At 41.5% G+C, this 24,932-nt stretch carries 20 protein-coding genes and 1 riboswitch; of the genes, 14 read left to right on the top strand and 6 right to left on the bottom strand.

The genetic code is table 11. The annotated features are described in order from the left end of the window. Nucleotides 1–202 precede the first annotated feature (202 nt). From NSS77_RS04955 to NSS77_RS04910, 10 genes are all read left to right on the top strand, one after another. On the top strand, nt 203–2,614 hold the full coding sequence (locus tag NSS77_RS04955; protein ID WP_342470658.1) for a Na+/H+ antiporter subunit A: 2,412 nt from the start codon (nt 203–205) through the stop codon (nt 2,612–2,614). After that, the gene (locus tag NSS77_RS04950; protein WP_342470657.1) at nt 2,601–3,023 is read left to right on the top strand and encodes a Na(+)/H(+) antiporter subunit B; all 423 of its coding nucleotides are present in this window, start codon (nt 2,601–2,603) and stop codon (nt 3,021–3,023) included. Before NSS77_RS04955 ends, NSS77_RS04950 begins: the two co-directional genes overlap by 14 nt. 4 nt (nt 3,024–3,027) lie before the next feature. After that, nucleotides 3,028–3,366, top strand: a complete 339-nt coding sequence (locus NSS77_RS04945) for a Na(+)/H(+) antiporter subunit C (RefSeq protein ID WP_342470656.1) — start codon at nt 3,028–3,030, stop codon at nt 3,364–3,366. After that, complete coding sequence (locus NSS77_RS04940; RefSeq protein WP_342470655.1) at nt 3,359–4,852, top strand: Na+/H+ antiporter subunit D; 1,494 nt, start codon at nt 3,359–3,361, stop codon at nt 4,850–4,852. The genes NSS77_RS04945 and NSS77_RS04940 overlap by 8 nt, the downstream gene beginning before the upstream one ends. Nucleotides 4,853–4,854: 2 nt before the next feature. Next, nucleotides 4,855–5,340 carry a Na+/H+ antiporter subunit E gene (locus tag NSS77_RS04935; RefSeq protein ID WP_342470654.1) on the top strand — a complete coding sequence of 162 codons (486 nt, stop codon included), beginning with the start codon at nt 4,855–4,857 and terminating at the stop codon, nt 5,338–5,340. After that, nucleotides 5,337–5,621, top strand: a complete 285-nt coding sequence (locus NSS77_RS04930) for a Na(+)/H(+) antiporter subunit F1 (protein ID WP_342470653.1) — start codon at nt 5,337–5,339, stop codon at nt 5,619–5,621. Before NSS77_RS04935 ends, NSS77_RS04930 begins: the two co-directional genes overlap by 4 nt. Beyond that, nucleotides 5,599–5,973 carry a Na+/H+ antiporter subunit G gene (locus tag NSS77_RS04925; protein ID WP_342470652.1) on the top strand — a complete coding sequence of 125 codons (375 nt, stop codon included), beginning with the start codon at nt 5,599–5,601 and terminating at the stop codon, nt 5,971–5,973. The genes NSS77_RS04930 and NSS77_RS04925 overlap by 23 nt, the downstream gene beginning before the upstream one ends. A gap of 79 nt (nt 5,974–6,052) precedes the next feature. Further along, nucleotides 6,053–6,868, top strand: a complete 816-nt coding sequence (locus NSS77_RS04920; protein ID WP_342470651.1) for a metallophosphoesterase — start codon at nt 6,053–6,055, stop codon at nt 6,866–6,868. A gap of 134 nt (nt 6,869–7,002) precedes the next feature. Further along, nucleotides 7,003–7,293: a DUF6509 family protein gene (locus NSS77_RS04915; protein ID WP_342470650.1), complete on the top strand. Its 291-nt coding sequence runs from the start codon at nt 7,003–7,005 to the stop codon at nt 7,291–7,293. 358 nt (nt 7,294–7,651) lie between these two features. Continuing rightward, the gene (locus NSS77_RS04910) at nt 7,652–8,836 is read left to right on the top strand and encodes a CaiB/BaiF CoA-transferase family protein (RefSeq protein ID WP_342470649.1); all 1,185 of its coding nucleotides are present in this window, start codon (nt 7,652–7,654) and stop codon (nt 8,834–8,836) included. 21 nt (nt 8,837–8,857) lie between these two features. On the opposite strand, the gene NSS77_RS04905 is transcribed toward NSS77_RS04910, so the two are convergent. Beyond that, nucleotides 8,858–10,327 (bottom strand): hypothetical protein, encoded by a 1,470-nt coding sequence (locus tag NSS77_RS04905; RefSeq protein ID WP_342470648.1) that lies wholly within the window; start codon nt 10,325–10,327, stop codon nt 8,858–8,860. Nucleotides 10,328–10,661: 334 nt separating this feature from the next. Between NSS77_RS04905 and NSS77_RS04900 the strand changes: the two genes are divergently transcribed. Together NSS77_RS04900 and ftsH are read left to right on the top strand one after the other, a co-directional pair. Beyond that, nucleotides 10,662–11,591, top strand: a complete 930-nt coding sequence (locus tag NSS77_RS04900) for an AEC family transporter (RefSeq protein ID WP_342470647.1) — start codon at nt 10,662–10,664, stop codon at nt 11,589–11,591. A 94-nt stretch (nt 11,592–11,685) separates the two neighbouring features. Beyond that, nucleotides 11,686–13,506, top strand: a complete 1,821-nt coding sequence (gene ftsH / locus NSS77_RS04895) for an ATP-dependent zinc metalloprotease FtsH (RefSeq protein WP_342470646.1) — start codon at nt 11,686–11,688, stop codon at nt 13,504–13,506. Nucleotides 13,507–13,563: 57 nt separating this feature from the next. Here the strand turns inward: ftsH and NSS77_RS04890 are convergent, their stop codons facing one another. From NSS77_RS04890 to NSS77_RS04870, 5 genes are all read right to left on the bottom strand, one after another. Beyond that, the gene (locus NSS77_RS04890; RefSeq protein ID WP_342470645.1) at nt 13,564–17,802 is read right to left on the bottom strand and encodes an acyl-CoA dehydratase activase-related protein; all 4,239 of its coding nucleotides are present in this window, start codon (nt 17,800–17,802) and stop codon (nt 13,564–13,566) included. A gap of 32 nt (nt 17,803–17,834) precedes the next feature. Further along, the gene (locus NSS77_RS04885; RefSeq protein WP_342470644.1) at nt 17,835–18,428 is read right to left on the bottom strand and encodes a TetR/AcrR family transcriptional regulator; all 594 of its coding nucleotides are present in this window, start codon (nt 18,426–18,428) and stop codon (nt 17,835–17,837) included. 247 nt (nt 18,429–18,675) lie between these two features. Further along, the gene (locus tag NSS77_RS04880) at nt 18,676–20,166 is read right to left on the bottom strand and encodes a catalase (RefSeq protein ID WP_342470643.1); all 1,491 of its coding nucleotides are present in this window, start codon (nt 20,164–20,166) and stop codon (nt 18,676–18,678) included. A gap of 282 nt (nt 20,167–20,448) precedes the next feature. Continuing rightward, complete coding sequence (locus NSS77_RS04875; RefSeq protein ID WP_342470642.1) at nt 20,449–21,003, bottom strand: restriction endonuclease; 555 nt, start codon at nt 21,001–21,003, stop codon at nt 20,449–20,451. A gap of 70 nt (nt 21,004–21,073) precedes the next feature. Beyond that, a complete protein-coding gene (locus tag NSS77_RS04870) occupies nt 21,074–22,273 on the bottom strand; it encodes an MFS transporter (RefSeq protein ID WP_342470641.1) in 1,200 nt (399 codons plus the stop codon). A 176-nt stretch (nt 22,274–22,449) separates the two neighbouring features. Between NSS77_RS04870 and NSS77_RS04865 the strand changes: the two genes are divergently transcribed. Both NSS77_RS04865 and NSS77_RS04860 read left to right on the top strand, forming a co-directional pair. Beyond that, on the top strand, nt 22,450–23,898 hold the full coding sequence (locus NSS77_RS04865; RefSeq protein ID WP_342470640.1) for an amino acid permease: 1,449 nt from the start codon (nt 22,450–22,452) through the stop codon (nt 23,896–23,898). Nucleotides 23,899–23,987: 89 nt separating this feature from the next. Next, on the top strand, nt 23,988–24,677 hold the full coding sequence (locus NSS77_RS04860) for a hypothetical protein (RefSeq protein WP_342470639.1): 690 nt from the start codon (nt 23,988–23,990) through the stop codon (nt 24,675–24,677). A 138-nt stretch (nt 24,678–24,815) separates the two neighbouring features. Continuing rightward, nucleotides 24,816–24,917: riboswitch (purine riboswitch) on the top strand. Nucleotides 24,918–24,932: the final 15 nt, after the last annotated feature.

Raw genomic sequence — 24,932 nt, 5'->3', positions numbered from 1 at the left:
TTATGTAATACAAATTTTCAACATTCCGCAATCAAAATCCATGAAAACCATTTTGCTTTATTATATACTTAAAATTGTAGACTAAGGTTTATTTTTTCTAAAAAATACATATCAATTAAAATCATGTTGTTGACACAATATTATGCAATGCAGTTTTGTTTTCGTCAAGTGAATGGAATAAGTGAAGGGAGGAGAGAATTAAGTGACAACGGATGTTGCCATCGTCCTCACCCCGTTTATTTTTGCCCTGATGATTCCCGTATTTCACAGGTACATTAGCAAGAGATACATTGGCTGGCTTGTAATGACTGTATCTTTCATTTTATTTTTTCTATTAGCTGCTTATATTCCCCGTATTTCTAACGGCGAAGTCATTACTTTCACTCATGAGTGGATCCCCTCGTTAGGTATCAATTTCACCACTTATCTGGATGGACTAAGCTTAATTTTTAGTTTACTCATAACCGGAGTAGGAAGCTTAGTTGGTTTGTACTCCATTTTCTATTTATCTAGAAGTGAACAGCTATACCATTTTTATTGCTATCTACTCTTGTTTATGGGGGCAATGTTAGGGGTTGTTCTATCTGATAATTTATTAGTTTTATATGGATTTTGGGAATTAACAAGTGTTTCATCATTTTTATTGATTGCTTTTTGGCATCATCGGAAAGCTTCCAGAGCCGGAGCAAGAAAATCCATGCTTATAACGGTTGCTGGCGGTATTTCTATGCTTGCCGGATTTTTGATGCTTTATGAGGTGTCCGGTACATTGAGCATCCGGGAAATCATCGATAAAGTGGATCTGATTCGCGGCAGTGCCTTGTTTGTGCCGGCGCTTGTGTTGATTTTATTAGGAGCTTTTACAAAATCGGCCCAATTTCCGTTTTATATTTGGCTGCCGGATGCGATGGAGGCCCCGACACCCGTGAGTGCATATTTGCATTCCGCAACGATGGTAAAAGCGGGCATTTACTTGGTGGCTAGACTTACGCCTGTTTTTGGCGGAGAAGCGGTTTGGTTTTGGTTGGTAACGGGGGTTGGTTTATTTACGCTGTTTTGGGGCTCTTTCAACGCTGTGAAGCAAGTGGATTTGAAAGCGTTGCTCGCCTTTTCGACGGTCAGCCAACTGGGGCTCATCATGAGTTTATTGGGCATGGGTTCCGTGGCAATCTATCTGGGTTATTCCGCTGAAACGATAATCTACACGCAAGCGGCATTTGCTGCCATATTCCACTTAATTAATCATTCCACTTTTAAAGGTGCGCTGTTTATGATGGTCGGAATCATCGACCATGAATTGGGTACGCGCGATATTCGGAGACTGGGCGGACTGATGTCTTTCATGCCGCTCACCTTTACGATTGCGTTGATTGGCAGTTTATCGATGGCAGGGCTTCCTCCATTCAACGGATTTTTGAGCAAAGAAATGTTTTTCGCTGCGACTCTTCATATACAGGATTTGAGCATTTTTTCTCTCGACCATATCGGTTTCCTGATTCCAATCGTTGCATGGATTGCGAGTGTATTCACGTTCGTGTACTGCTTGATTATTGTCGGGAAAACATTCTTTGGGAAAGTGAAATCCCATTGGCTGGACAAACATCCTCATGAAGCGCCAATTGGAATGTTGATTTCTCCTTATACGCTCATCATTTTTGTTGTTGGAATTTTCTTTTTCCCGAATTTGCTGGGCCAATATATTTTAAGACCTGCAATGGCAAGCATTTATCCTTCATTTCCATCCACACAAGAATTGACCCCGACCATCCATGCCTGGCATGGATTATTGAGTCCGGAGCTTTGGATGACGATTTTTGTAATCATCGCAGGAATTATTCTGTATAGTATTTTGAAAAGCTGGAAACCGATTTATCGGGTACTTCCTCAAAAATTCTCATTGAATGAGATTTTTAATAACGGGATTTTATTGAGCGAATCATTATCGGCACGATTGACAAACCGGTACATGACAGGCAATTTGACAGATTATTTTGTTTATATATATCTTGCCTTTTTATTATTTGTCGGAGGATATTTTCTTCGCGCGGATCTTATGGTTTTAAGTCCAGTCCATCTTGAATCGCTGGAAGTGTTTGAAATCATTCTGGTGTTGATTATGATTGTGTCTTCCATCGGAATAGTGTTTGCGACATCCCGTATTACATCCGTATTTCTGAACGGGGTTTTAGGATATTCGACTGCCTTGTTTTTTATCGTGTTTCGGGCACCGGATTTGGCATTGACGCAGCTGGCGGTGGAATCTGTTTCAACGGTGCTGTATTTAATTTGTTTCAGACATTTGCCTGAAATAAAAAAAGAGATGCTTCCAAAATGGAAAAAGATAAGAAATGTTTTGATTTCGGCTGCTGCCGGGGCAACGGTTACGCTGGTCGGTTTTGCGGCCATTCACTACGAGAAATTTATGACGATTTCTTATTATTTTAATGATTCTTATGAATTGGCCGGAGGAAAAAATATCGTCAACACAATTTTGGGTGATTTCCGTGCTTTCGATACGATGCTTGAAGTGGTCGTGTTGTTTATTGCAGGTTTGGGAGTATACGCCATCATCAAGTTGAAAGCAAAAGGAGGGGGAACAAATGAGAATCAATGATGTGATTTTGCGGACGGTCGTAAAAGGGATCACTTTAATTATCCTGACGCTCGGTGTGTACTTGTTTTTCTCGGGCCACCATGCACCGGGGGGAGGCTTCATTGGCGGACTTGTTCTCGCCTCCGGGATCATTCTCCTTTATGTAACGTACGATATCGATACGATTCAAAAGAAAATCCCCTTTGATTTTAAGAAGGTGGCGGCCCTTGGCGTTTTGATTGCAACGGGAACAGGATTGGGGGCAATTTATTTTGATTTGCCATTTTTAACTCATACGGATGGACATTTTGCGTTTCCATTTATAGGTGATAAACATTTATCGACGGTGACTTTGTTTGAAGCGGGAGTGGCCTTAACGGTGATTGGCACGCTCGTTACAATGATTATAAGCATAAGTGAGGATGAGTAAATGTATGGAACAGGTCATGTTGGTTTTGATTGGGATACTCGTTTCAGTGGCTACCTATTTGATCCTCTCGCGGAATATGATTCGCGTCATTCTTGGCACGGCTGTATTGTCCCATGCAGTGAATTTGCTGATTATGACGGTTGGTGGATTAAAAGCCGGAAATGTACCTTTGCTGGGCCACGGGGAAGAACCTTTTACCGATGCCTTGCCGCAGGCTTTGATTTTAACAGCGATTGTAATCAGCTTTGCCACGACCGCTTTTTTGCTCGTATTAGCCTACCGCACCTATCAAACGAATGGGTCGGATGATTTTAACGAATTGAGAGGAATGTCCGATGAGTAACAACATCATTGTCTTGCCTCTGGTTATTCCCATATTTACAGCCGTTATTTTAATCTTTTTGCGAAAGCATGTGGTCGTGCAAAGGATCATCGCTTTTTTGACAATGCTTGCGGTTAGCATCATATCTTTCTTTTTGCTGGTGCTTGTGCAAAGAGAAGGGATTATAAGAATAGACTTTGGAGGATGGAAACCGCCATTCGGGATTTTGTTCGTTGCGGACGCTTTTTCGGTGTTGATGGTACTAACAGCAAGCATTGTCACACTGATTTGTTTGCTATATGCATTTTCGACGGTTGGCGAGCGGCATGAATACATGTTTTTTTATTCTTTTGTCTTGCTTCTGGTTGCCGGAGTCAACGGTTCCTTCTTAACAGGGGATATTTTCAACTTGTTCGTCTGTTTTGAAGTGATGTTAATGGCATCTTATGCATTAGTCGCATTGGATGGTGAGAAGGTTCAACTCCGGGAATCGTTGAAATATGTATTAATTAATGTTGTAGGTTCTTCCGTTTTCTTAATTGCCCTTGCATATTTATATGGAACGGTGAAAACGTTGAATATGGCACACATTGCCGAGAGGGTTGCTGAAGCGGGGCAAGATCCGATGTTGACAACCGTTTCCCTTGTGTTGTTTATTGTCTTCAGTTTGAAGGCCGGTTTAGTGCTGTTTTTCTGGTTACCGGGTTCCTATGTGGTACCGCCCGCAGCGGTGCAGGCATTGTTTGCGGCATTGCTCACAAAGGTTGGAGTGTATGCGCTGATTCGCACATTCACATTGATGTTCCCGCATCGTCCGGAGGTAACCCATACCATCATTGGCGTTTTTGCGGGTTTAACAATCATCCTGGGATGTTTGGGCGCATTATCATCCCGGAATGTGTTAAGAATCGCCGCTTATAATATTGTGATTGCTGTGGGCTTTATTTTAATAGGGTTGGCGAGTGGTACGGAAAACGCACTGGCAGGGTCCGTGTTTTATTTAATCCATGACATGATTGCGAAAGCGTTGTTGTTCCTGTTGGTGGGCTTGATGGTCTTTTTGACCGGCGAAAAGTTTATTGATAATATGAGCGGACTCATCCGAAACTACCCATTATTCGGATGGATCTATTTCCTGACGATGCTGGCTTTGGTCGGTATTCCGCCACTCAGCGGTTTTGTGGGAAAAATATTGATTGGCAAGGGGGCGATTGAAGCGGGTTCCTATGTATTGCTGTTCCTCGGGTTCGCATCCAGCCTTGTGGTGCTCTTTTCGTTGCTGAAAATATTCCTGAGTTCATTCTTTGGGGAAACGATTATTACCAATGAAGATAAAAAACCGCTTCCCATCGCTTCAATGGTTTCGCTTGTTGCTTTTGCCCTCTGCATTGTGGGGATGGGTTTAGGGGCGGAGCAGCTGATGGCCTATGTCAAAGATGCGGCAAAAATCCTCGTGAACCCATCCATCTATATTGATGCCATATTAAGCGAAAGCGAGGGGGTGTGAAGGTGTTTTTTGCCCAATTCATTTTAAACTTATTTATTGCGCTGCTTTGGCTCTTGTTTAAAGACGAGCCGAAGCCGACCCTCTCCACTTTTAATACCGGATTTATCGTCGGTATTGGAATCCTTTATCTCATGCATCGGTTTTTTGGGACGAGGTTTTATTTGATCCGGCTTGTGAAAATTCTAAAGCTTGCGCTTGTTTTCTTCAGAGAATTGATCGTTTCCGGATTTGTCGTCATGAAGCAGGTGTTGACTCCAAACTTGAATATCACACCAGGTATTTTTAAATATAAGACGATTTTGGAAAAAGATTGGGAAGTAACGGCCCTTGCCTTGTTATTGACATTGACACCCGGATCGGTGGTGATGGAAGTGTCGGAATCTGGCGATGAATTATATATTCACGCAATGGATATTGGACAGAAGGAAGATTTGATTCGATCGTTGGGGAGATTTGAGACTGTCATATTGGAGGTGTCCCGGGATTGATTGAAACGATGTTGCTGATTGCCTTGGCTTTGTTTATGATTGCCATTGCTTTACATGTCATTCGGATTATTAAAGGTCCGACAATGCCTGATCGGGCCATTGCCCTCGATACGATCGGGGTTAATTTGATTTCGTCCATGGCGATTGTTTCCATTTTGTTTGAAACGACTGCCTTTTTGGAGGCTATATTAATATTGGGGATTTTAGCCTTTATTGGGACGATCGCTTTTTCCAAATTTATTGAAAGGGGTGTCATTATTGAACGCAAGTCAGATCATTGAGTGGATTTGCGCCATGATTATGTTGTTGGGGGCAATCATCAGTGTCATTAGTGCTGTTGGAATGCTCCGTTTTCCGGATGTTTATACCCGGTCCCATGCGGTGGCCAAAAGCGCCACATTAGGGGTTTTATCTTGTCTGATCGGGTCTTTTGTTTATATATGGGTTCAAGATGGGTATATCAGTATCCGCATATTGTTGGGCATTTTATTTGTATTTATCACTTCTCCGGTTGCCAGTCATCTTGTCATCCGGGCAGCCTACCGTTCAGGGGTGCCTTTGGCGGAAGGTTCAGGCGAGGATGAGTTGAAGTCGGTCTTATTTGGCGGAAAAGATGCGGAACAACTAAAATGATGGCTTGAATCTCTCTATATAAACCCATAATATTATGAATGGATATTCCGGAAAATTAAAAAGAATTGAGCGAAACAAATTGAAAAAGTTGCTGAAAATCATATTATTGATTGTCGGAGTATATGTGTTTTTGTACGTAAACAATCATTGGATTGTCATCACGGAAAGAACCTATGAATCCGAAAAAATCCCAAAATCCTTTGAAGGCTTTCGGATTACCCAAGTTTCTGACTTGCATGATGCCCTGTTTGGAGAGAATCAGAAAAAATTAATCGAGAAAGTGCGGAACACCAAACCGGATGCCATTTTTATTACAGGCGATTTGATTGACAGCAACCGGTATGACTTGGAACAAAGTTTAACGGCTGTCCGGGGATTTGTTGAAATTGCGGATGTGTATTATGTCATAGGAAATCATGAAGTGGCCATTAATCAAGTGGACGAAATTTATGATGCGCTTCAAAAATTGGGGGTACATATTTTGCCGAATGCTGCCGTATTGCTGGAACGCGGCGGAGAAAAAATAGCCGTTGCCGGCATTGAAGATCCCCTCAATGGCGCTGATACGCAAATCATGTTAAATACTGCGATGGCCCATGTACCAAAAGAATTTTTTACCGCATTGCTTGCCCATCGTCCGGAAAAATTTGATATCTATACAAAAAATGAAATTGATTTGGTATTTGCGGGACATGCCCATGGTGGCCAAATCCGGATTCCTTTGGTAGGAGGACTCATTGCGCCGGGACAAGGATTTTTCCCTGAATATACAGCGGGATTTTATGAAGAGAATCAAACGACAATGAACGTCAACAGAGGGTTGGGAAACAGCGGCGCGCCATTTCGCATTTTTAATTTTCCTGAAATTGTAGTGGTTGAGCTGAAGGCGAAATAACGTGCGATGAAACCGTCTCAATCTGAGGCGTTTTTTTGTTGCAATCTGACAGGAGAAGATATTTGACCAAAAGTTATTTTTCATTATGATTGTAATTAGATTTCTTATGGAATTAAGCAAAGGAGACTACACAGATGGATATCATTGAATACACAATGGAAGAATTGATTGATCCGACAGGGATTATTCAGGGAAAACGCTATGAGTTTTTGTTGGACGTGGAAGTGGAAGAAGATGATGAACTTTATTCCGAAGCGGGAACACAGATCCGGCTATTGATTGGCAATGAAGGTGAAGGGCCGTTTATTATCAATTATTATATTATCGATAAAAAGGACGAGCGTTATATTGAACTTGCCTTGGAAGAAGAGGAGGAACAGGAACTTTTATCTTTCTGCAAAGAAAAGATTGAACTGGAAGGGTAAAAGTGGGCTGTTAATATCGAACGGAAAGAGGGTCCGTCCTGAAAAAAGTATCATCCAAACCGGTTTTTGGGTGATATTTTTTTGCTTTTTTTCAAATTCAGGGAGGTCAAGATGTGAAATTTTATTAATAAATTAAAGGAATTTTGATTGGATGCAAGATCTTTATTACCAAAATCTTTAATTTAATAATTTCTTACCTTCTTGCAACATATATAGTATAATAGGTTCACAAAATATTCAGATTATTTTAAAATATTAGTATAATAAAATTGTGGGGTAAGAAGATAGCGTTTTCAAAGGTTACTGCTGATTGTTCATTATATTGATATACGTCTGGTTCATAAAGGGGATGGGGAAATTGACAATACTAAAAGACTTGAAAATACTTGATTTTTCATCAATGCTTCCGGGAGTTTTTGCAACAATGATGTTTGCGGATTTCGGCGCGGATGTCATTCATGTGGAGTCCACGAGAAGAGTGGATCTGATGCGCATTATGCCGCCATATGATGAAAATAAAGAGTCCTATATTCATCAGCATCTAAATCGCTCCAAAAAATCAATCAAATTGAATTTAAAAACAAAGGAAGCCGTAGAAATCGTAAAAAAATTGATCCAAGAATATGACATTGTGATTGAAGGTTTCCGTCCGGGCGTGATGGAACGTTTGGGGCTGGATTATGAATCGCTGAAAAAAGTAAATCCAAGGCTCATTTATTGTTCCATTACAGGTTATGGACAAACAGGGCCATATCGAAATCGTCCCGGGCATGATAATAACTACTTATCGATTTCAGGCATCCTGGATTATTCCCGCCATAAAGGAAAAAAACCTGTTTCCATGGGAATCCAGATTGCGGATATCGCCGGTGGAACATTGCATGCGGCGATTGGTGTGCTTGCTTGTGCATTGCATCGGGAAAAAACGGGTGAAGGAAAATATATTGATTTATCCATGACCGATGCGGTATTCACGATGAATGCATTATATGGAACGGCCTTTTTAGGCAGCGGGGAATTGCCAAAGCCGGAAGAGGAAATTTTAAATGGCGGTACGTTTTATGATTACTATGAAACGAAAGATGGCCGTTATTTCTCTGTTGGCAGCCTGGAGCCGCATTTCCGCAAACTGCTTTGTGAAGCATTGGACATTCCCGAACTGATTCAAAGCACGTTTAATGATTCCACTTATACGCAAAAACGGTTTAAAGAGGCGGTGAAAGACGCTTTCTTGACAAAAACCTTCGATGAGTGGCTGGAAGTGTTCAATGAAGATTTCGAAGGTTGCGTGGAGCCGGTATTGAACTTTGAAGAAGCCTGCAATCATCCGCAAATCCGTGCAAGAAATATGATTGTGGAAGTGCCGAAAGAAGATGGCACAACGCAAAAGCAAATCGGCACAGCCCTTAAATTTGAAGGGGTGGAACCGACTTATCGATTTGTCGGGACAAAGGTTGGAGAGCATACAGATGAAATTTTACAATCCCTCGGCTATTCCGATGAAGAAATCAAATCATTGCATGACAATGGCGTACTTGAATAAAAAATCGTCCCAAAAGGATGGTCATTCCTTTTGGGACGTCTCTTTTTGCACAAAGCCTGCCACAAAATCCCGCAAATCCATGAAATCTTCCTGAAGGATCAAGTATTTCATATAGATGCTCATCAATTGCTCAAACAAATCAAATTGTTCTGTGGCAAAAAGGGTTTTTAAGAGATTGCACACATGTTTGGAAGTCATTTGGGCGATGGAATGGAAGGGGCTATCAACATGATGATATTCCTGCATCCACTTTTCAATCGACTGCTTTACGTGCTGATGGGATTGATCGACCACATAGGCGATATTCCGTTGAACAGCTGCCTCAATTTTCAACAATAAGTCCCGATCAAAATCCTTTGCGTTCAAAAATTCATAAATGCTTGTGCAAGAGGCGATTTCATATTCTTTCATCAATTGCAATACATCATAATATTGTTCGTTTTTCACAAGGGCATCAATGACAATATAAAAGATTTGTTCCAAATAATTTTGATCGTACCGTTTCACCAAAGATTCAGGTTCCGGCTTTATGTTCGGCAAAATTTCCCCATAATCGATCAATAATTCAATCGAGTGATTGATCAAGCGGTCATTCGTAATTAAATATTTGCCGTGGGCAATCGTTTTTTCCGTATCGGAATGTTTGGCTCCGTCAATCGCCAAAATATAAGACAACAGTGTTTGCTCTTTCTCTGTCAACGCCCATTCTCCAGCCTCCCACGTTCGGATCACTTCCGCTATCAATTTGTTGATTTTCTTATAATGCCGTTTCCCACCCATAAAATGGAGGGAGATATTTAACAGATGAAATTCTTTCAACAAATGTGAACGAGGATTTTTATAATCAATTTTTTGAATGAAATGATTCATCGTTGTGATGAGTTGATTTTGGGTCATGAAAGATTGAATAAATTGCTTATACTGCTGAATCAAATCAATAGGGTTTTGAATGGTATGTAGGGGCGCTTGCAAGAAAACAGAATAAATCTTTTTTGCATATAAATAGCGCCAAAAATCGATTTTATGATTATAAAGAATATGTATAAAATATTTTTTCCCTATTTTATATAAATAGATTTCATTTAATTTAGTGATTGATTTTGAGTAATCGGTCTTTTTGCCAAAAACGATTTCGACAAAGTGGGAAAAGTTGAACACATTTTTTATCAGGGCGTGTTCAAAAACGGTTTTTTTGCTCGATGGGGAAGAGAAGAAGGCATCGAGTTTCTTTTGAACATTTTGCAGTTCAATGTTTGATGAACGGAACATTTCTTGCGTAAATAAATCCATTTTGCCCCAATGCTGTTTGATTTCCTGGAAAATGACATTGGAAGCATCGGTTTTATTGAGAAGGATCTGTTCAAGCGGGATGAGGCGGCCAAAGATTTTCTCCTCTTCTTCATATCCGCCGAGTTGTTGTATGCCTTCTTCAAAGAGTTCTCCGATTTGACCTTTCGTTTTTTGAAAAAGCTGTTCATCAAATTTGAGCATTCTTACGATTCCCCCTAAAGCTACTTAAGAAGAATATACCAAAGAATGAAAAATAAAAAAACGTGGTGCTTGAAAAGGGGATATCCCAACATCCTGTCAGTTTATTATTCTATTATTAATATAATAAACTGAATCATTCTATAAAAACTTCTTCACGATTCATATACTTGTTGCTATTCAAACATTCTTCCGCATTCATTCCCCGGACTTGCCGCACATGTCCAGTTGATTCATCCTGAATTTCCTTTCGGTTTATACACTATAGTTGTATAATGTAATATTATGCATTCATACAAAAGGTTGAACTACAAATCAATTAAGTGAGGTCGCAAACATGCACTACCTATCGATGATCTTTTTCCAAATCGTGGCACCGATTCTCGTATTGCTTGTAGTAGGTGCGTTGTTGCAAAAGAAATTCCGCTTTAACTTAAAAGCATTGTCTCAACTTGTTACATATTGTTTCATGCCGGCAGCGGTATTTGTCAACATATACGAAACGACCATCAGCATGTCGGCCCTCGGGGAAGTTGCGGTTTTTATCGTTTTATTTATCGGAAGCCAAATGATCATCAGCCATTATGTGGCGAAAATACTTGGGCTTAACCGTTCGGAATCCGCTGTATTTAAAAATAGTATTGTTCTCATCAACTCCGGCAACTACGGAATTCCGGTGGCGCAAATGGTTTTTGCAACCCAGCCCATTGGTGTCGCCATTCAGGTCATCCTTGTAATTTTTCAAAACATGACGACTTACACTTACGGATTGTACAATTTGATTTCAGCAACGAAATCCGGGCTTGACATCATCAAAGATTTCTTAAAAATGCCGATTCTCCATGCATTAATTGTCGGGGTCATTTTGAATGTGGCAAATTTTGAAATCCCCCAAACCTTCCGCATTCCATTGGATCATGTGGCGGATGGGTTTGTCGCCGTTGCTTTGATTACCCTTGGTGCGCAACTATCACAGCTGGAAATGCGCACGATGATCAACAAAACGATCATTACCAGCTGCTTTATGAGGCTTTTTGTAGGTCCGGCGGTGGCGCTTCTCATCATATATCTTCTCGGCATCAATGGCGTTGTCGCCAAATCTTTATTTATTGCAAGCTCATTTCCTACTTCCCGCAACAGCTCAAGCCTTGCTTTGGAGTATGATGTGGAATCCAACACAGCAGCTCAAACGGTTTTATTTTCAACCATTGTCAGCTGCATTACTGTGACGATTGTAATTTATTTATCCAACCTTCTTTTTGGGTAAAGGAATGTTAAATAAAAGTTCAAAAAAATGCTTCGCTACGGGGAGTAAACATTTGTAAACTAATAATATAGAAGATAAAAGGAAGTGTTGAGTTGTGAAAGAAAAGCAACCTCAAAATCGCTCTCTGACCTACTACTTTTTCATTTTAATGGCCATTGTGTTATTGAATGCGCTCATTTTTCCGGGCATTCAGAAGCAAAAAGTGGAAGAGGTGGACTACGGCACTTTCCTTCAAATGGTTGAAGACGGGAAAGTGAAGAAAGTAACGATTCAAGATGATGCCATTACATTTACCGATAAAGACAATAAAGATGTCATTTACAAAACAGGTGTGGTGGAAGATGCTAAATTAGTGGACCGGCTATATGAAGCCAATGTCCCATTTACGAAAACCATCCCGAATGAATTTTCACCTTTAATTCGATTCATATTATTGTGGATTGTTCCTTTTTTGATTATTTTGCTAATCGGAAGCTTTTTCACGCGGGGACTCCGCCAATCAAGAGCGGACGTATTAACGTTTGGCAAAGCCAATGCCAAAATTTATGTTGAATCCGAAACCGGGAAAAGCTTTGACGATGTAGCCGGCCAGGATGAAGCGAAAGAAGCATTGAAAGAGATTGTGGATTTTTTACATAATCCGGAAAAATACCGGAAAGTGGGGGCAAAACTCCCTAAAGGGGTGTTGTTGGTAGGGCCTCCAGGAACCGGGAAAACGTTGATTGCCAAAGCGGTGGCCGGGGAAGCGAAAGTGCCATTCTTTACGATTTCCGGTTCTGAATTTGTGGAAATGTTTGTCGGAATGGGTGCGGCCCGTGTGCGGGATTTGTTTAAGCAAGCCCAGGAAAAAGCGCCATGCATCGTCTTTATCGATGAGATTGATGCCATCGGGAAAAAGCGGGGCGTGAATTTGACCCAAGGAAACGACGAACGGGAACAAACATTAAACCAATTATTATATGAAATGGACGGTTTCGATCCCAGCAAGGGCGTTGTCATTCTGGCCGCTACAAATCGTCCGGAAGTGTTGGACCAAGCTCTTTTGCGTCCGGGAAGATTCGACCGCCGAATTCCGCTTGAACTTCCAGACTTAAAAGGAAGGGAAGCCATTCTGAATGTATATTTGAAAAAGGTGGCGGCAGACGAGAATGTCGATGCGACTGCGATTGCAAAAGCAACGCCTGGTGCATCCGGGGCAGATCTCGCCAATATCGTCAATGAAGCGGCTTTAAGAGCGGTGAGAATGAATCGGGACAAAGTGATTCAGGAGGACCTTGAAGAAGCGGTGGAAATTACGATTGCGGGATATAGAAGAAAAAGTAAAATCCTGTCACCGCAAGAGAAGAAAATCGTCGCTTATCATGAAATTGGACATGCCATTGTTGCGGCGAGACAGACCCATTCCGCGCCGGTGCAAAAAATCACCATTATTCCCCGTACTTCCGGAGCTTTAGGCTACACAATGCAAGTGGAAGAAGAGGAACGATACTTATTAACAAAAGAAGAGCTGTTTAATAAAATTGTGACATTGACCGGCGGAAGAACGGCAGAAGAAATTGTTTTCCAATCCGTTACATCCGGTGCCGCCAATGATATTGAACAGGCGACGAAATTGGCGAGGGCGATGGTTACCCGCTACGGCATGAGCGAGCACTTTGGCATGATGGGCCTTGAAACGGTCTCCAACGTATATTTAGGAGGGGACAGTTCTCTCATCTGTTCCGATGAAACGGCAGCCAAAATCGATGAAGAAGTGCAAAACATTATTGAAAGCGCCCATGAAAAAGCGCGCCAAATTCTCACAGAGAACATCGACAAACTCCATGAATTGGCAGAGTATTTGTTGGAGAAAGAGACGATCAGCGGGGAAGAATTCATGAGCATTTTGGAAAACGAACCCGTTGTAAGCCAATAAATTATTGAAATAAAAACCAAGCGGCCTTGATAGTTCTACTTCAAGGCCGCTTGGTTTTTATATTGTTTGTTGAATGTTTGTTTTTGCCACGCTCATCATCAACTTGATGCGGTTGACTTGGTTCACTTTGCTGATGCTGGCATCATAATCGATGGCAACGAGATTGGCATTTGGATATTCTTTTTTGATTGCATTGAACATGCCTTTGCCGACAATATGGTTTGGCAAACATCCGAATGGCTGCACACAAACGACATTTTGCACTCCGGCATCCATCAATTCCGCGATTTCCCCAGGCAATAGCCAACCTTCGCCCATTTGGTTGCCAAGACTTAAAAACTTCGAAGCTTTTTCGGCAATTTCATGGATTTCAAGCGGTGCTGAAAAAAGCCCGCTTTCTTGCAGCGCTTTCCGTATAGGCTTACGGTAAAACTCAATAAATTCAATGGAAATATTGCCGAAGATGGAATCCATTTTCGGGAATCCAAAATGTTGCGCTTTGTATTTCCGGTTGTATAAACCGTATAAGAAGAAGTCGATAAAATCAGGAACGACCGCTTCGCCGCCTTCTTCTTCGATAATTTCCACCACTTGGTTATTGGCGAATGGATGGAATTTGACTAAAATTTCCCCCACGACTCCGACTTTCGGTTTCTGTTCATTCGTTACTTCAATGCGGCTAAAATCATCAATGATGTGTTGAATTAATTTTCTATATTCTTTCATAGAGAAGTTGGGAAGAATATATTTCGATTGTTCCAGCCATTTATGATAGACGGCTTCGGTGGACCCTTTCACCACTTCATAAGGTCTTACCGCCAGTTTCAAACGGAGCAGCAAGTCCCCAATATTGGCGGCAATGATCAGCTTTTTCGCAAGAGGCAAGGTGATTCTAAAACCTGTATGTTTCTTGCCGCTGATGGATTTGGCGCTGAGGGAAAGTACAGGCACTTGTCCCATGCCGGCGTTTTTCAATGCTTTTTGGAGTAATGCAAAATAGTTGGTCGCGCGGCATCCACCACCAGTTTGAGACATGATCACGGCCGTGCGGTCCAAGTCGTAATGGCCTTTTTTCAAATTGGCAATTAATTGGCCGATGGTAACGATGGCTGGATAGCAAGCATCGTTATTCACGTAACGCAATCCTTCTTCAACATCCTTTTCTGACACTTTCTCCAGCACCTTGATTTGATAGCCATGCTGATTGAAGGCTTCTTCAAACAGCTTGAAGTGGGTTGGAACCATTTGAGGCGCCAAAATGGTGTAAATTTCTTTTGCTTTCTTATCAAAAATGGCTTCTTCTTTTTCTACTGCATTTTTTTGTGCGATTCCCAGATTTTTATTGTTTTTCCGTTCTTCAATCGCCGCCTTCATGGAGCGGAGCCGGATGCGGGCGGCGCCTAGATTAGAAATTTCATCCATTTTAATCCAAGTGTAGAGTTGATTATCTTGTTCCAATATTTCTTGCACGGCATCCGTTGTAATGGCGTCAAGGCCGCAACCAAAGGATGTTACATGCAATAATTCCAAGTTCGGGTGTTCTTTCACGACTTCTGCCGCTTCATAAAGCCGTGAATGGAAAGTCCACTGGTTCACCACTTCATCCCGGGATCGCAACGGTGCCAAATGGCTGACGGAGTCTTCTGTCAAAACGGCCATGCCAAGCCGGATGATTTCATCGGGCAAATCGTGGTTGATGGCAGGATCGATATGATATGGATGTCCCGCCAAAACGATGCCGATTTGATCTTCCTCCTCCAATTGTTTAATGATTTCTTCTCCCCGTTGTCTTAGCCATGCGTTAAATTGGATGTCTTCCTGTCTCGCTTTTTGCAAGGCGTATTTAATTTCAACTTTTGAAATATCCGGGAAGACAGCGCATAATTCATTGAACAAGGCGTCCTCTTTATGGATTGATAAAAATGGATTTAAGAATTTCACGCCATTTTCCAAAAAGACTTGTTCCATATTGACGCGAATCACTTCAGGATAAGAAGCGACAACCGGACAGTTATAATGGTTTTGCTGCGTTCTTCTCTCCAATTCTTCATAGACGATGGAAGGATAGAATATGATTTTGACACCTTTTTCGATCAAATTCATAATATGGCCGTGGCTCAATTTGGCCGGATAACAAACCGATTCGGAAGGAATGGTTTCAATGCCTTTCTCAAACAGTTTTTTGCTCGATTTATTGGATAAGACCACTTCAAAGCCAAGCTCTGTAAAGAATGTATGCCAGAATGGATAGTTTTCATATAAATTCAAAACGCGGGGGATGCCAATTTTCCCTCGAACCGCTTCTTCCTCCGGGAGGGATGGGCGGTCAAATAATTTTTCGTATTTTTCCTTTGCCAAGTTTGGCAAAGTGCTTTTCGGTTTTTGTATTCCGGCGCCGCGTTCGCAGCGGTTTCCAGTGATGAATGTCCGCTTGTCAGGGAAGCGGTTGATCGTGATCGGACAACGGTTTTCACAGAGACCGCAACGGCTGTGGGTGATTTTTACTTGGAAATCATATAATTTTGTTTTTGGAATTAATGTCGTAGTTTCTTCCCCGTTCCAGTTTTTCTTTGCTACAAGGGCGCATCCATAGGCGCCCATGAGCCCGGCCAGGTCAGGACGGACCACTTCTTTGCCGGTCATTTTTTCAAAGGCTCTTAAAACCGAATCGTTTAAAAAAGTGCCGCCTTGAACGACGATTTTATTCCCTAATTCTTCGACAGATTTCAATTTAATCACTTTATATAAAGCGTTTGTCACGATGGAGTAGGCGAGTCCTGCCGAAATGTTATCAATACTTGCTCCTTCTTTTTGCACTTGTTTGACTCGGGAGTTCATGAAAACGGTGCAACGGGAGCCCAAATCCACCGGCGATTTGGCAGTAAGGGCAAGTTTCGAAAACTCTTGCACACTTTGGCCCAATGTTTCCGCAAAACTTTCCAGGAAGGAGCCGCATCCTGCTGAACAAGCTTCATTTAAATGGATGCTGTCAATCACACCGTTTTTGATTTTGATGCACTTCATGTCTTGTCCGCCGATATCGATGATAAAGTCCACATCGGGCTGGAATTTCTTTGCCGCTTGATAATGGGCGATGGTTTCAATGAGACCGTCATCCACTTGATAGGCGGTTTGAATTAATTTTTCACCATAGCCGGTAACAGCGGAGCGGCGGATCTTCACCTCTTTTGGCAGCTGTTCGTATAATTTGGCCAATCCTTCCCGCACTGTTTCAATAGGGTTGCCTTTGTTTTTTTCGTAGAAGGTGTATAACACTTCATCTTCTCCGCCAATCAATACCATTTTCGTTGTGGTAGAACCGGCATCAATGCCCAAGTAGGCGTTTCCTTGATAGTCTTTTAGCGGGGCTTTTGGCACTTTCGCTTTGTCATGTCGTTGTTTAAAGGCGGCATAATCTTCTTCTGTTTCAAAGAGCATGCCGTTTTTATTAACATTGGAAACGCTTACAACCGGTTTTGAGTGGCTGAGGATACCAATGATTTCATTGATGTTGATGGCGTTTTCCTGCTGGCATTCCAAAGCGGCGCCCAATGCCACGTAATAATGACCATTTTCATTATGCAAAACTTGTTCATCGGTCAAACGGAGGGTTTCGATAAACCGTTTCCGGAGCTCTGTCAAAAATGTCAATGGACCGCCGAGGAAAGCGACATTACCGCGAATAGGACGTCCATTGGCAAGGCCTGCAATGGTTTGGTTGACCACCGCCTGGAAGACGCTTGCTGCAATATCTTCTTTGCGGGCTCCTTCATTTAATAATGGTTGTACATCCGTTTTGGCAAACACGCCGCAGCGGGAAGCAATCGGGTAAATTTTTTCGGCACCTTTCGCCAGTTCATTTAATCCGGCGGCATCGGTATTGAGCAGGGCGGCAATCTGGTCGATAAATGCACCTGTGCCTCCCGCACAGGCCGTATTCATTCGCTGTTCAAGCCCGTTTGTCAAATATATGATTTTGGCATCTTCTCCACCAAGTTCAATAATGACATCGATATTCGGTTGAGTCGCCTTTACTGCTTCTGTACAAGCAATGACTTCTTGAATAAATGGAATACCTGTTTCTTCACAAATACCAAGTCCCGAGGAACCGCTGGCATTCATTTTCAATTTCGCATTCGGAAATTTTTCAGCCACCGTTTGAAGCAAAGATAAGGTTGTATTTTTGATATCGGAAAAGTGTCTTTGGTAAGCTTTATGTAAAATTTCTTTTTTGTTGTTCAGTACTACGAGTTTTGCTGTTGTTGATCCTACATCTAAACCGATTTGGAGTTCCACTGATATCACTCCTTCTGCAAATTTTACTGGTACTAACATGATTTAGAGAAATATTGCTGTATCAGAATATCCACCTGGGTTTCAATATTGTTTGAAAAGGGGTACCCCGTGACATATTCATAAATGGGGTCAATTAAATTTGGCAGCAAAGTAGCCCCTATCAAATGGGACATCATAATGGTCAACCTTTTTGGATCTTTTTCGCCAGAAGCTTCACTGATGGCGTTTTTAAATTTTTTCATTCCAATGGCATTGAGGAAATTGAAATATTCCATTTGGCTTTTAAAAATTAATGGATTCTCTTGCATCACCATATGGGCGATGAAAGGGTATTGTTGAAAAATGCGCGCATATTGGAGCAAAAACCCTTTTATTTGTTCCGTTGATGTTAATGAAGGGTCATCGAAAATGGTAAAGGTGTCTTTCAAAGAAGTAAGCAGGGATTGGATTGCTTCGCTTATTAAATTTTCCTTTGAGCCAAAGTAGTAATTGATTAATGCGACATTGACGCCGGCGATCTTTGCGATTTTCCGAATGGTGACCCTTTTGATTCCTTCATCCTTCATCAAGTCCAACGCGGCATTTAATATGGCCTGTTTTGTGGTGTAATCTTCTTTATTTTTCATTGCTTCCCCCCCGCTTCAAAAAAGTTAATCAGTGTTTTAAACGTTGTTTAACTAAAATATAACAAAATTTGACACGTATAGCTGTTAAACTTGTATGAAATTTCTGAATATTTAATATAATAAATGTAAAAACTATGAAAAAAATAATAACCTGCTTTGCATTTGACAGGCAAAGCAGGTTATGAGTATCAGTGATTAGAAGATTATTTTTTGTAAGCGATTATTAATAGGTTTCAGTCAGGCATGTTTATTTCTTGTATGGGTTGGATAGATCCATACCGTCCAAAGATAATCCAAGGGCTTTTGCGACACCTTCGCCATAAGCAGGATCTGCCAAGTAGCAGTGTAAGATATGACGGCGTTTAATGAATTCTTCGACACCTTCCATATTACGGGCAGTGTTTTCAAATAGGCGTTGTTGTTCATCGGCAGACATCAAGCGGAACAATTTTCCCGGTTGTTCGAAGTAGTTGTCATCGTCTTCACGGAAATCGTAGATGTCTGCATCGCCTTCAAGGGCTAATGGCGGCTCTTTTAAGTCCGGGTTATGTTGCCATTCGCCATAGCTGTTTGGTTCATAGCTTAATGTGCTTCCCAGGTTGCCATCGAAACGCATTGCACCATCGCGGTGGAATGAGCGGAATGGACATTTAGGTGCGTTGATTGGCAACAAATAGTGGTTTACACCCAAGCGATAGCGTTGTGCGTCAGCGTATGCAAAAATACGGGCTTGCAACATACGGTCCGGTGAATAGCCGATGCCAGGCACGATGTTGGATGGTGAGAATGCCGCTTGTTCTACTTCGGCAAAGTAGTTCTCTGGGTTTTTATTAAGTTCGATTTCACCAACTTCAATAAGTGGGAAGTCCTTTTTATACCATACTTTTGTCAAGTCGAATGGGTTGTAAGGCATTTCTTTTGCCTGTTCTTCTGTCATCACTTGGATGTACATTTTCCATTTCGGATAATCGCCGTTTTCAATGGCGTTGTAAAGGTCGCGTTGGTGTGAATCCGGGTCTTTTCCTCTTACTTCAGCTGCTTCTTCATCTGTCAAGTTTTTGATGCCCTGTTGCGTAATGAAGTGGAATTTCACCCAAACACGTTCGTTATCTTCGTTGATGAAGCTGTAAGTATGCGAACCAAAACCGTGCATATGACGGTAGCTTGCAGGGATACCGCGGTCAGACATGGTGATGGTGATTTGGTGTAATGCTTCAGGAAGCAATGTCCAGAAATCCCAGTTGCTGTTTGGATTATGCATATTTGTACGTGGATCGCGTTTTACCACGTGGTTCAAGTCAGTGAAGTGCAATGGATCGCGGAAGAAGAAAACAGGTGTGTTGTTGCCGACCAAGTCCCAGTTACCTTCTTCGGTATAGAATTTAATGGCAAAACCGCGGATATCACGGACTGCATCCGCATATCCCCGTTCACCGGCCACAGTAGAAAAGCGGGTGAATAGCGGAGTCTTTTTCCCGACTTCTGAGAACATTTTTGCTTTCGTATATTTTGTAATGTCATTTGTCACTGTGAATACACCGTGCGCTCCTGAACCTTTGGCGTGCATGCGTCGTTCAGGAATCACTTCGCGGTTGAAGTTTGCAAGTTTTTCGATTAACCATACGTCTTGTAATAATACCGGACCTCTTTTTCCGGCAGTCATTGAATCGTGGTTACTGATGACCGGAGCACCGTTCGCTTTTGTAAATTGTTGGCGTTTATTAAGATTGTTCGTCATAATATAGCCCCTCCTCATTTGTTCTTTGCTTGATTCTTAATATAGCATAGGTAAATTAAAATGTCTACTAAATTAGAATTATTATTTTTAAGAATTATTTACAAAAATATTAATATATTTTTAAGATTGATGAATTCTTCATTTTTTCTTCTGAAGTATGTAAAATCAAACGATAATTACAAATGTTCCAACAGTGATAATATTGATTGGAGGAGGGATAATTGAAAATGTAAAAAATTAAATGATAATAAAAGAGGGTGTCATCAATACGATGAACACCCATTATTTGGAATCTAAAATGATTTCAATTAATTCATCCCGGTCAATCAAGTAAACATCATTGGATTCCGCCAATTTTTGAGCCTGTTTTGTAAAATAGCTGTTAGTAATCACCCAGGCTTCCGTCGCATCATACATTTTTAAAGCGCCGATCACTTCTTGGACCGCTTTTACACCCACCGTACCGGAATATCTTTTTGCCTGGACGGCAATCGTACTTTCCCGATCTTGCAAAATAAGATCGGCGCCATAATCTCCTGAACTTTTTGTATAGGCCACTTTAAATCCACGCTTTTTAAAGAGCATCCCCAAATACTCTTCAAACTCTTCGCCGGACATTTCATCTATTTGTTTTATACCCGCTTTTCGAAGACGCAAAACCCGTCTTGTTTTCCACCATATTTTTATAAGAAAAAAGGTGAGCAGAAATACCCCTAAGGTAATCAGCGTGCCTTTCAAAGATTTTGTATAGTACCAACCGATGCAGGCAACACCGATCAGTAAAAGCCGAAACAAAGTCTTTCTGAATTTATTTTTCCTTTTCGTTCTTTTTGCCAACAGTCTTTACCCCTTACTACCATACTTATCATATATAGTACCATAAAAAGGGTACGTATGTTTGCGTTTGTTAAATATACCGTTCTTTTGCACTGATGAAGGAAAAAACAAATAAAATAAGGGATGTTGCCATAAAGATGATGTTTGGCACAGTCCAGCTTCCCGTGATTTCCTGAATGAACCCGAACAACACGGGACCGACCGCTGCGATCAAATAGCCAAAAGACTGGGCAAACCCGGAAATTTCGGAAGCTTCATACGCATTTCTGGTGCGCAAAGTAAAGAGCATCAATACAAGGCCGAAAGAGGCGCCTGCCGCAAATCCCAACAAAATCATCCAAAGAACTGCACCTTTTGTCCATTGAAAGAGCAGTCCGCTGAAACCGATAAGGTAACAAATTGTGAAGAAATAGACAATTGGCCGCTGGGATGACAGTTTTTCCGCTAATATAGGAATGAAAAACGTCATCGGCATTTGGGAAAGTTGAAATATCGAAGTCATTAAACCGGCCTTTTCCAGACTGAATCCTTGTGATACCAAGATTTCCGGAATCCAGGCAGTGGAGCAGTAAAACAATAAAGATTGCATGCCCATGGCAATCGCAATCGCCCAAGCGAGAGGGGATTGCCAAATTTTCTTTCCGCCTTTTTGACTTTGCCCGGATTCGCTTTTGCCGATTCGTTCGCCTCTAAGAATCGGAATCCAAGCGATCATTGTGAGCAAACCGAACAGAACGGTACAACCGAGAGCCCCTTGCCATCCGGTGAGCTCCGCAACCGGTTGGCTGAAGGCGAGGGATGCAGCTGCCGATATATTCATTGCCACCGTATAAATGCCTGTCAATAAGCCCACTTGATACGGATATTTTGCTTTGAAAAAGCTTGGGAATAAAACATTTCCGAAAGAAATGGCGACGCCGACCAAAACCGTGCCCACAATCAATAAGCTGATGGTTCCGATGGATCGTATCAGGATCCCGATGGACAAAAGAATTAAAGAATAAAACAGTGTATACTCCATGCCCAATTTGCGCGCAATCTTTGGCGCAAAGGGAGAAACGGTGGCAAAGGCGAGAAGCGGAATGGTTGTCAAAAAACCTGCCAACGTATTTGAAATGCCCAAATCTTCACGAATATATGAAATGATGGTGCCTACACCTGTGATCGGAGTCCTTACGGTTGTTGCGAAAAAGATGATGGCAATGAAAAAAAGAAAAGTCGCAAAAGTAAAGTGAATTTTTTTAGTGGGGTATTCCCGTTCAATCTTCATAATAAACCTCCAAAAATTCAAAATAACAAAAATAATGTTATATTAATAAAGTGCCTTTATGAATGGATACAAAAATAATAATAACTTCCAATTGTAAATTTTTATAGAGGAATGCTTGGAAAATAAATTAGGTAAGAAAAAATGGAATGAATTAACTGACTCAAAGGAGATTCATCATGAAGAAAGAGACAGATAATCAAAAACAACTGAAACGGGGCTTAAAAGGCCGGCACATAACCATGATCAGCTTAGGAGGAACGATTGGGACGGGCCTTTTTCTCGCAAGCGGCGCTTCCGTTGCGCAAGCGGGACCGGGTGGAGCATTGGTGGCCTATGCTCTCATCGGAGTGATGGTGTTCTTTTTAATGACCAGTTTGGGAGAAATGGCGGCTTACATGCCTTCCTCCGGTTCATTCAGTACATATGCGTCAAATTTCGTGGATCCCGCCTTTGGATTTGCGATGGGATGGAACTACTGGTATAACTGGGCCATTACCATTGCCGCGGAAATTTCAGCGGTCAATTTAATTATGAAATATTGGTTTCCGGACAGTTCATCCTTTCTTTGGACCATTCTTTTTATTGCGGTCGTGTTAACTTTCAACATTCTATCCGTCAATGTGTACGGCGAAAGTGAATATTGGTTTGCCATGATTAAAGTGGCAACGGTCATCATCTTTATTATCACTTCCTATTCAATGGTTTTTGGGATCATTGGGGAAGAACAAGTGGGTTTGTCCAATTTCTTCATTGGCGACGGCCCGTTTAACGGCGGGTTTCTAGCGGTAGTGGGGATTTTCTTGGCAGCGGGATTTTCCTTCCAAGGGACGGAATTATTGGGGATTACAGCCGGTGAAACGGAAGAACCCGGGAAAAATATTCCGAAAGCTGTAAAATCCGTTTTTTGGCGCATATTATTGTTCTATATTTTGGCCATCCTTGCAATCGGCTTATTGATCCCTTATACAGATTCACGCCTATTATCCGAAGATGTGGCCGTTTCCCCATTTACGCTAGTGTTCGATAAATTGGGAATCGCTTTTGCCGCATCGGTGATGAACGCCATCATTTTAACCGCCATGCTATCGGCGGGGAATTCCGGTTTATATGCCTCTTCCCGCATGTTGTGGCAATTGGCGGTTGATGGAAAGGCGCCAAGACTTTTTGCCAAAATCAATGGACGTGGAGTGCCGATTTATGCGTTGCTTGCCACTCTGGCGGTAGGATGTTTGGCTTTTTTATCTTCCTTTTTTGGAGATGGAGTTGTATATATATGGTTATTAAACGCTTCCGGATTATCCGGTTTCATTGCATGGGTAGGGATCGCCATCAGCCATTACCGTTTCCGGAAAGCCTATATAAAACAGGGGAGAGACTTGAAAGATTTGCCTTATAAATCGCCGGTATATCCATTCGGGTCATTGTTTGCGTTAATTTTATGTTTAATTGTCATCATCGGACAAAATTATCGCGCCTTTATCGGGACAATCGACTGGCATGGCATTGCCGTTTCATATATTGGGCTTCCGCTGTTTATCATCCTATGGTTGGGGTATAAGATAAAACATAAAACCAAAATCATCCCCCTTGAGGAATGCAAATTGGATGTTGAAAAACATGAGTAGACAGTACTCATCCATATAAACCGGGTAGTTGGAACGGGAGAACGTGAAGAAGTCAAAAGGATGAAAAGATTGGTAAAGGATGGGAAAAAATGACGGTCTCAGTGGGTTTTTTTAGAAAAATTAACGAGTGGATTGCAGACGGGCTCTCAGAAGAAATAAAGTATCGGCCATTTCAAGTGGACGGGAACCCCTATAAGTCGAAAGTGTTTTTAGTTGGACTATATCCGGAATCCCTTGCTTATTTTGATTTGGAAGATGCAAAAATATACGCCGATTCATTGGTGGATGGGGAGCTGTTTGAACAATTAAATGGGCTTGAAATCCTCAACGCTTCAAGGGAATATAAGGGAAGTTTGAATTTTGCCCAATGGATGAAAAAAATATTCAATGAAAACGTCGTGCTGACGAACGTGAATGGTTTTATGGCGGAAGATTATAAGCAATTTAAACAAATGAAAAAAGAAAATCATTTTCGCTATCTTGCAGGGAAAAAATTGTTTGAACAAGTGCTTTATGAATTCTCGCCGGAAATCCTTATCATTGAGGGTTCAAAGGCTTTCGATGAATTCAGGGAAAACTTTCATGACCGTTTGATTCATAAAGCGGATGTCTTTGATACAGGCAATGTGCAGGAACTGGAGCAATCAGGGGTTGTTGCGGAATTGCCCCTTCAAGAAGGGGAAAATGTGAAAATACTTGTGTGCCGCAATATGTCTTACTTCGGGAAAGAAGGGGCGGCTTTTGGTACGTTGAAAGAAACCATTGGCCGTCTATTGTGAACCTTTTGAAAAAACAGAAAATACGAACAATTTGATTGCCTGTTGGCTAAATTTGCAGTAATTTCCGAATAATAAGGGTGTTTTTTCATAGAAATATCTTGCATTCGACAATTGACGTGTTTATAATTATAAACATTCAAAAATAAATAATATCGCACTCATATAATCGCGGGAATATGGCTCGCAAGTTTCTACCGACTTACCGTAAATAAGTCGACTATGAGGGGATAGTATTAGATTTGTCGGATGCAGTAC

Origin of the sequence: Ureibacillus sp. FSL K6-3587 (assembly GCF_038593165.1) — a bacterium.
GTDB classification, from domain to species: Bacteria; Bacillota; Bacilli; order Bacillales_A; family Planococcaceae; genus Ureibacillus; species Ureibacillus suwonensis.
This window is presented reverse-complemented; position numbering and strand designations above follow the sequence as displayed.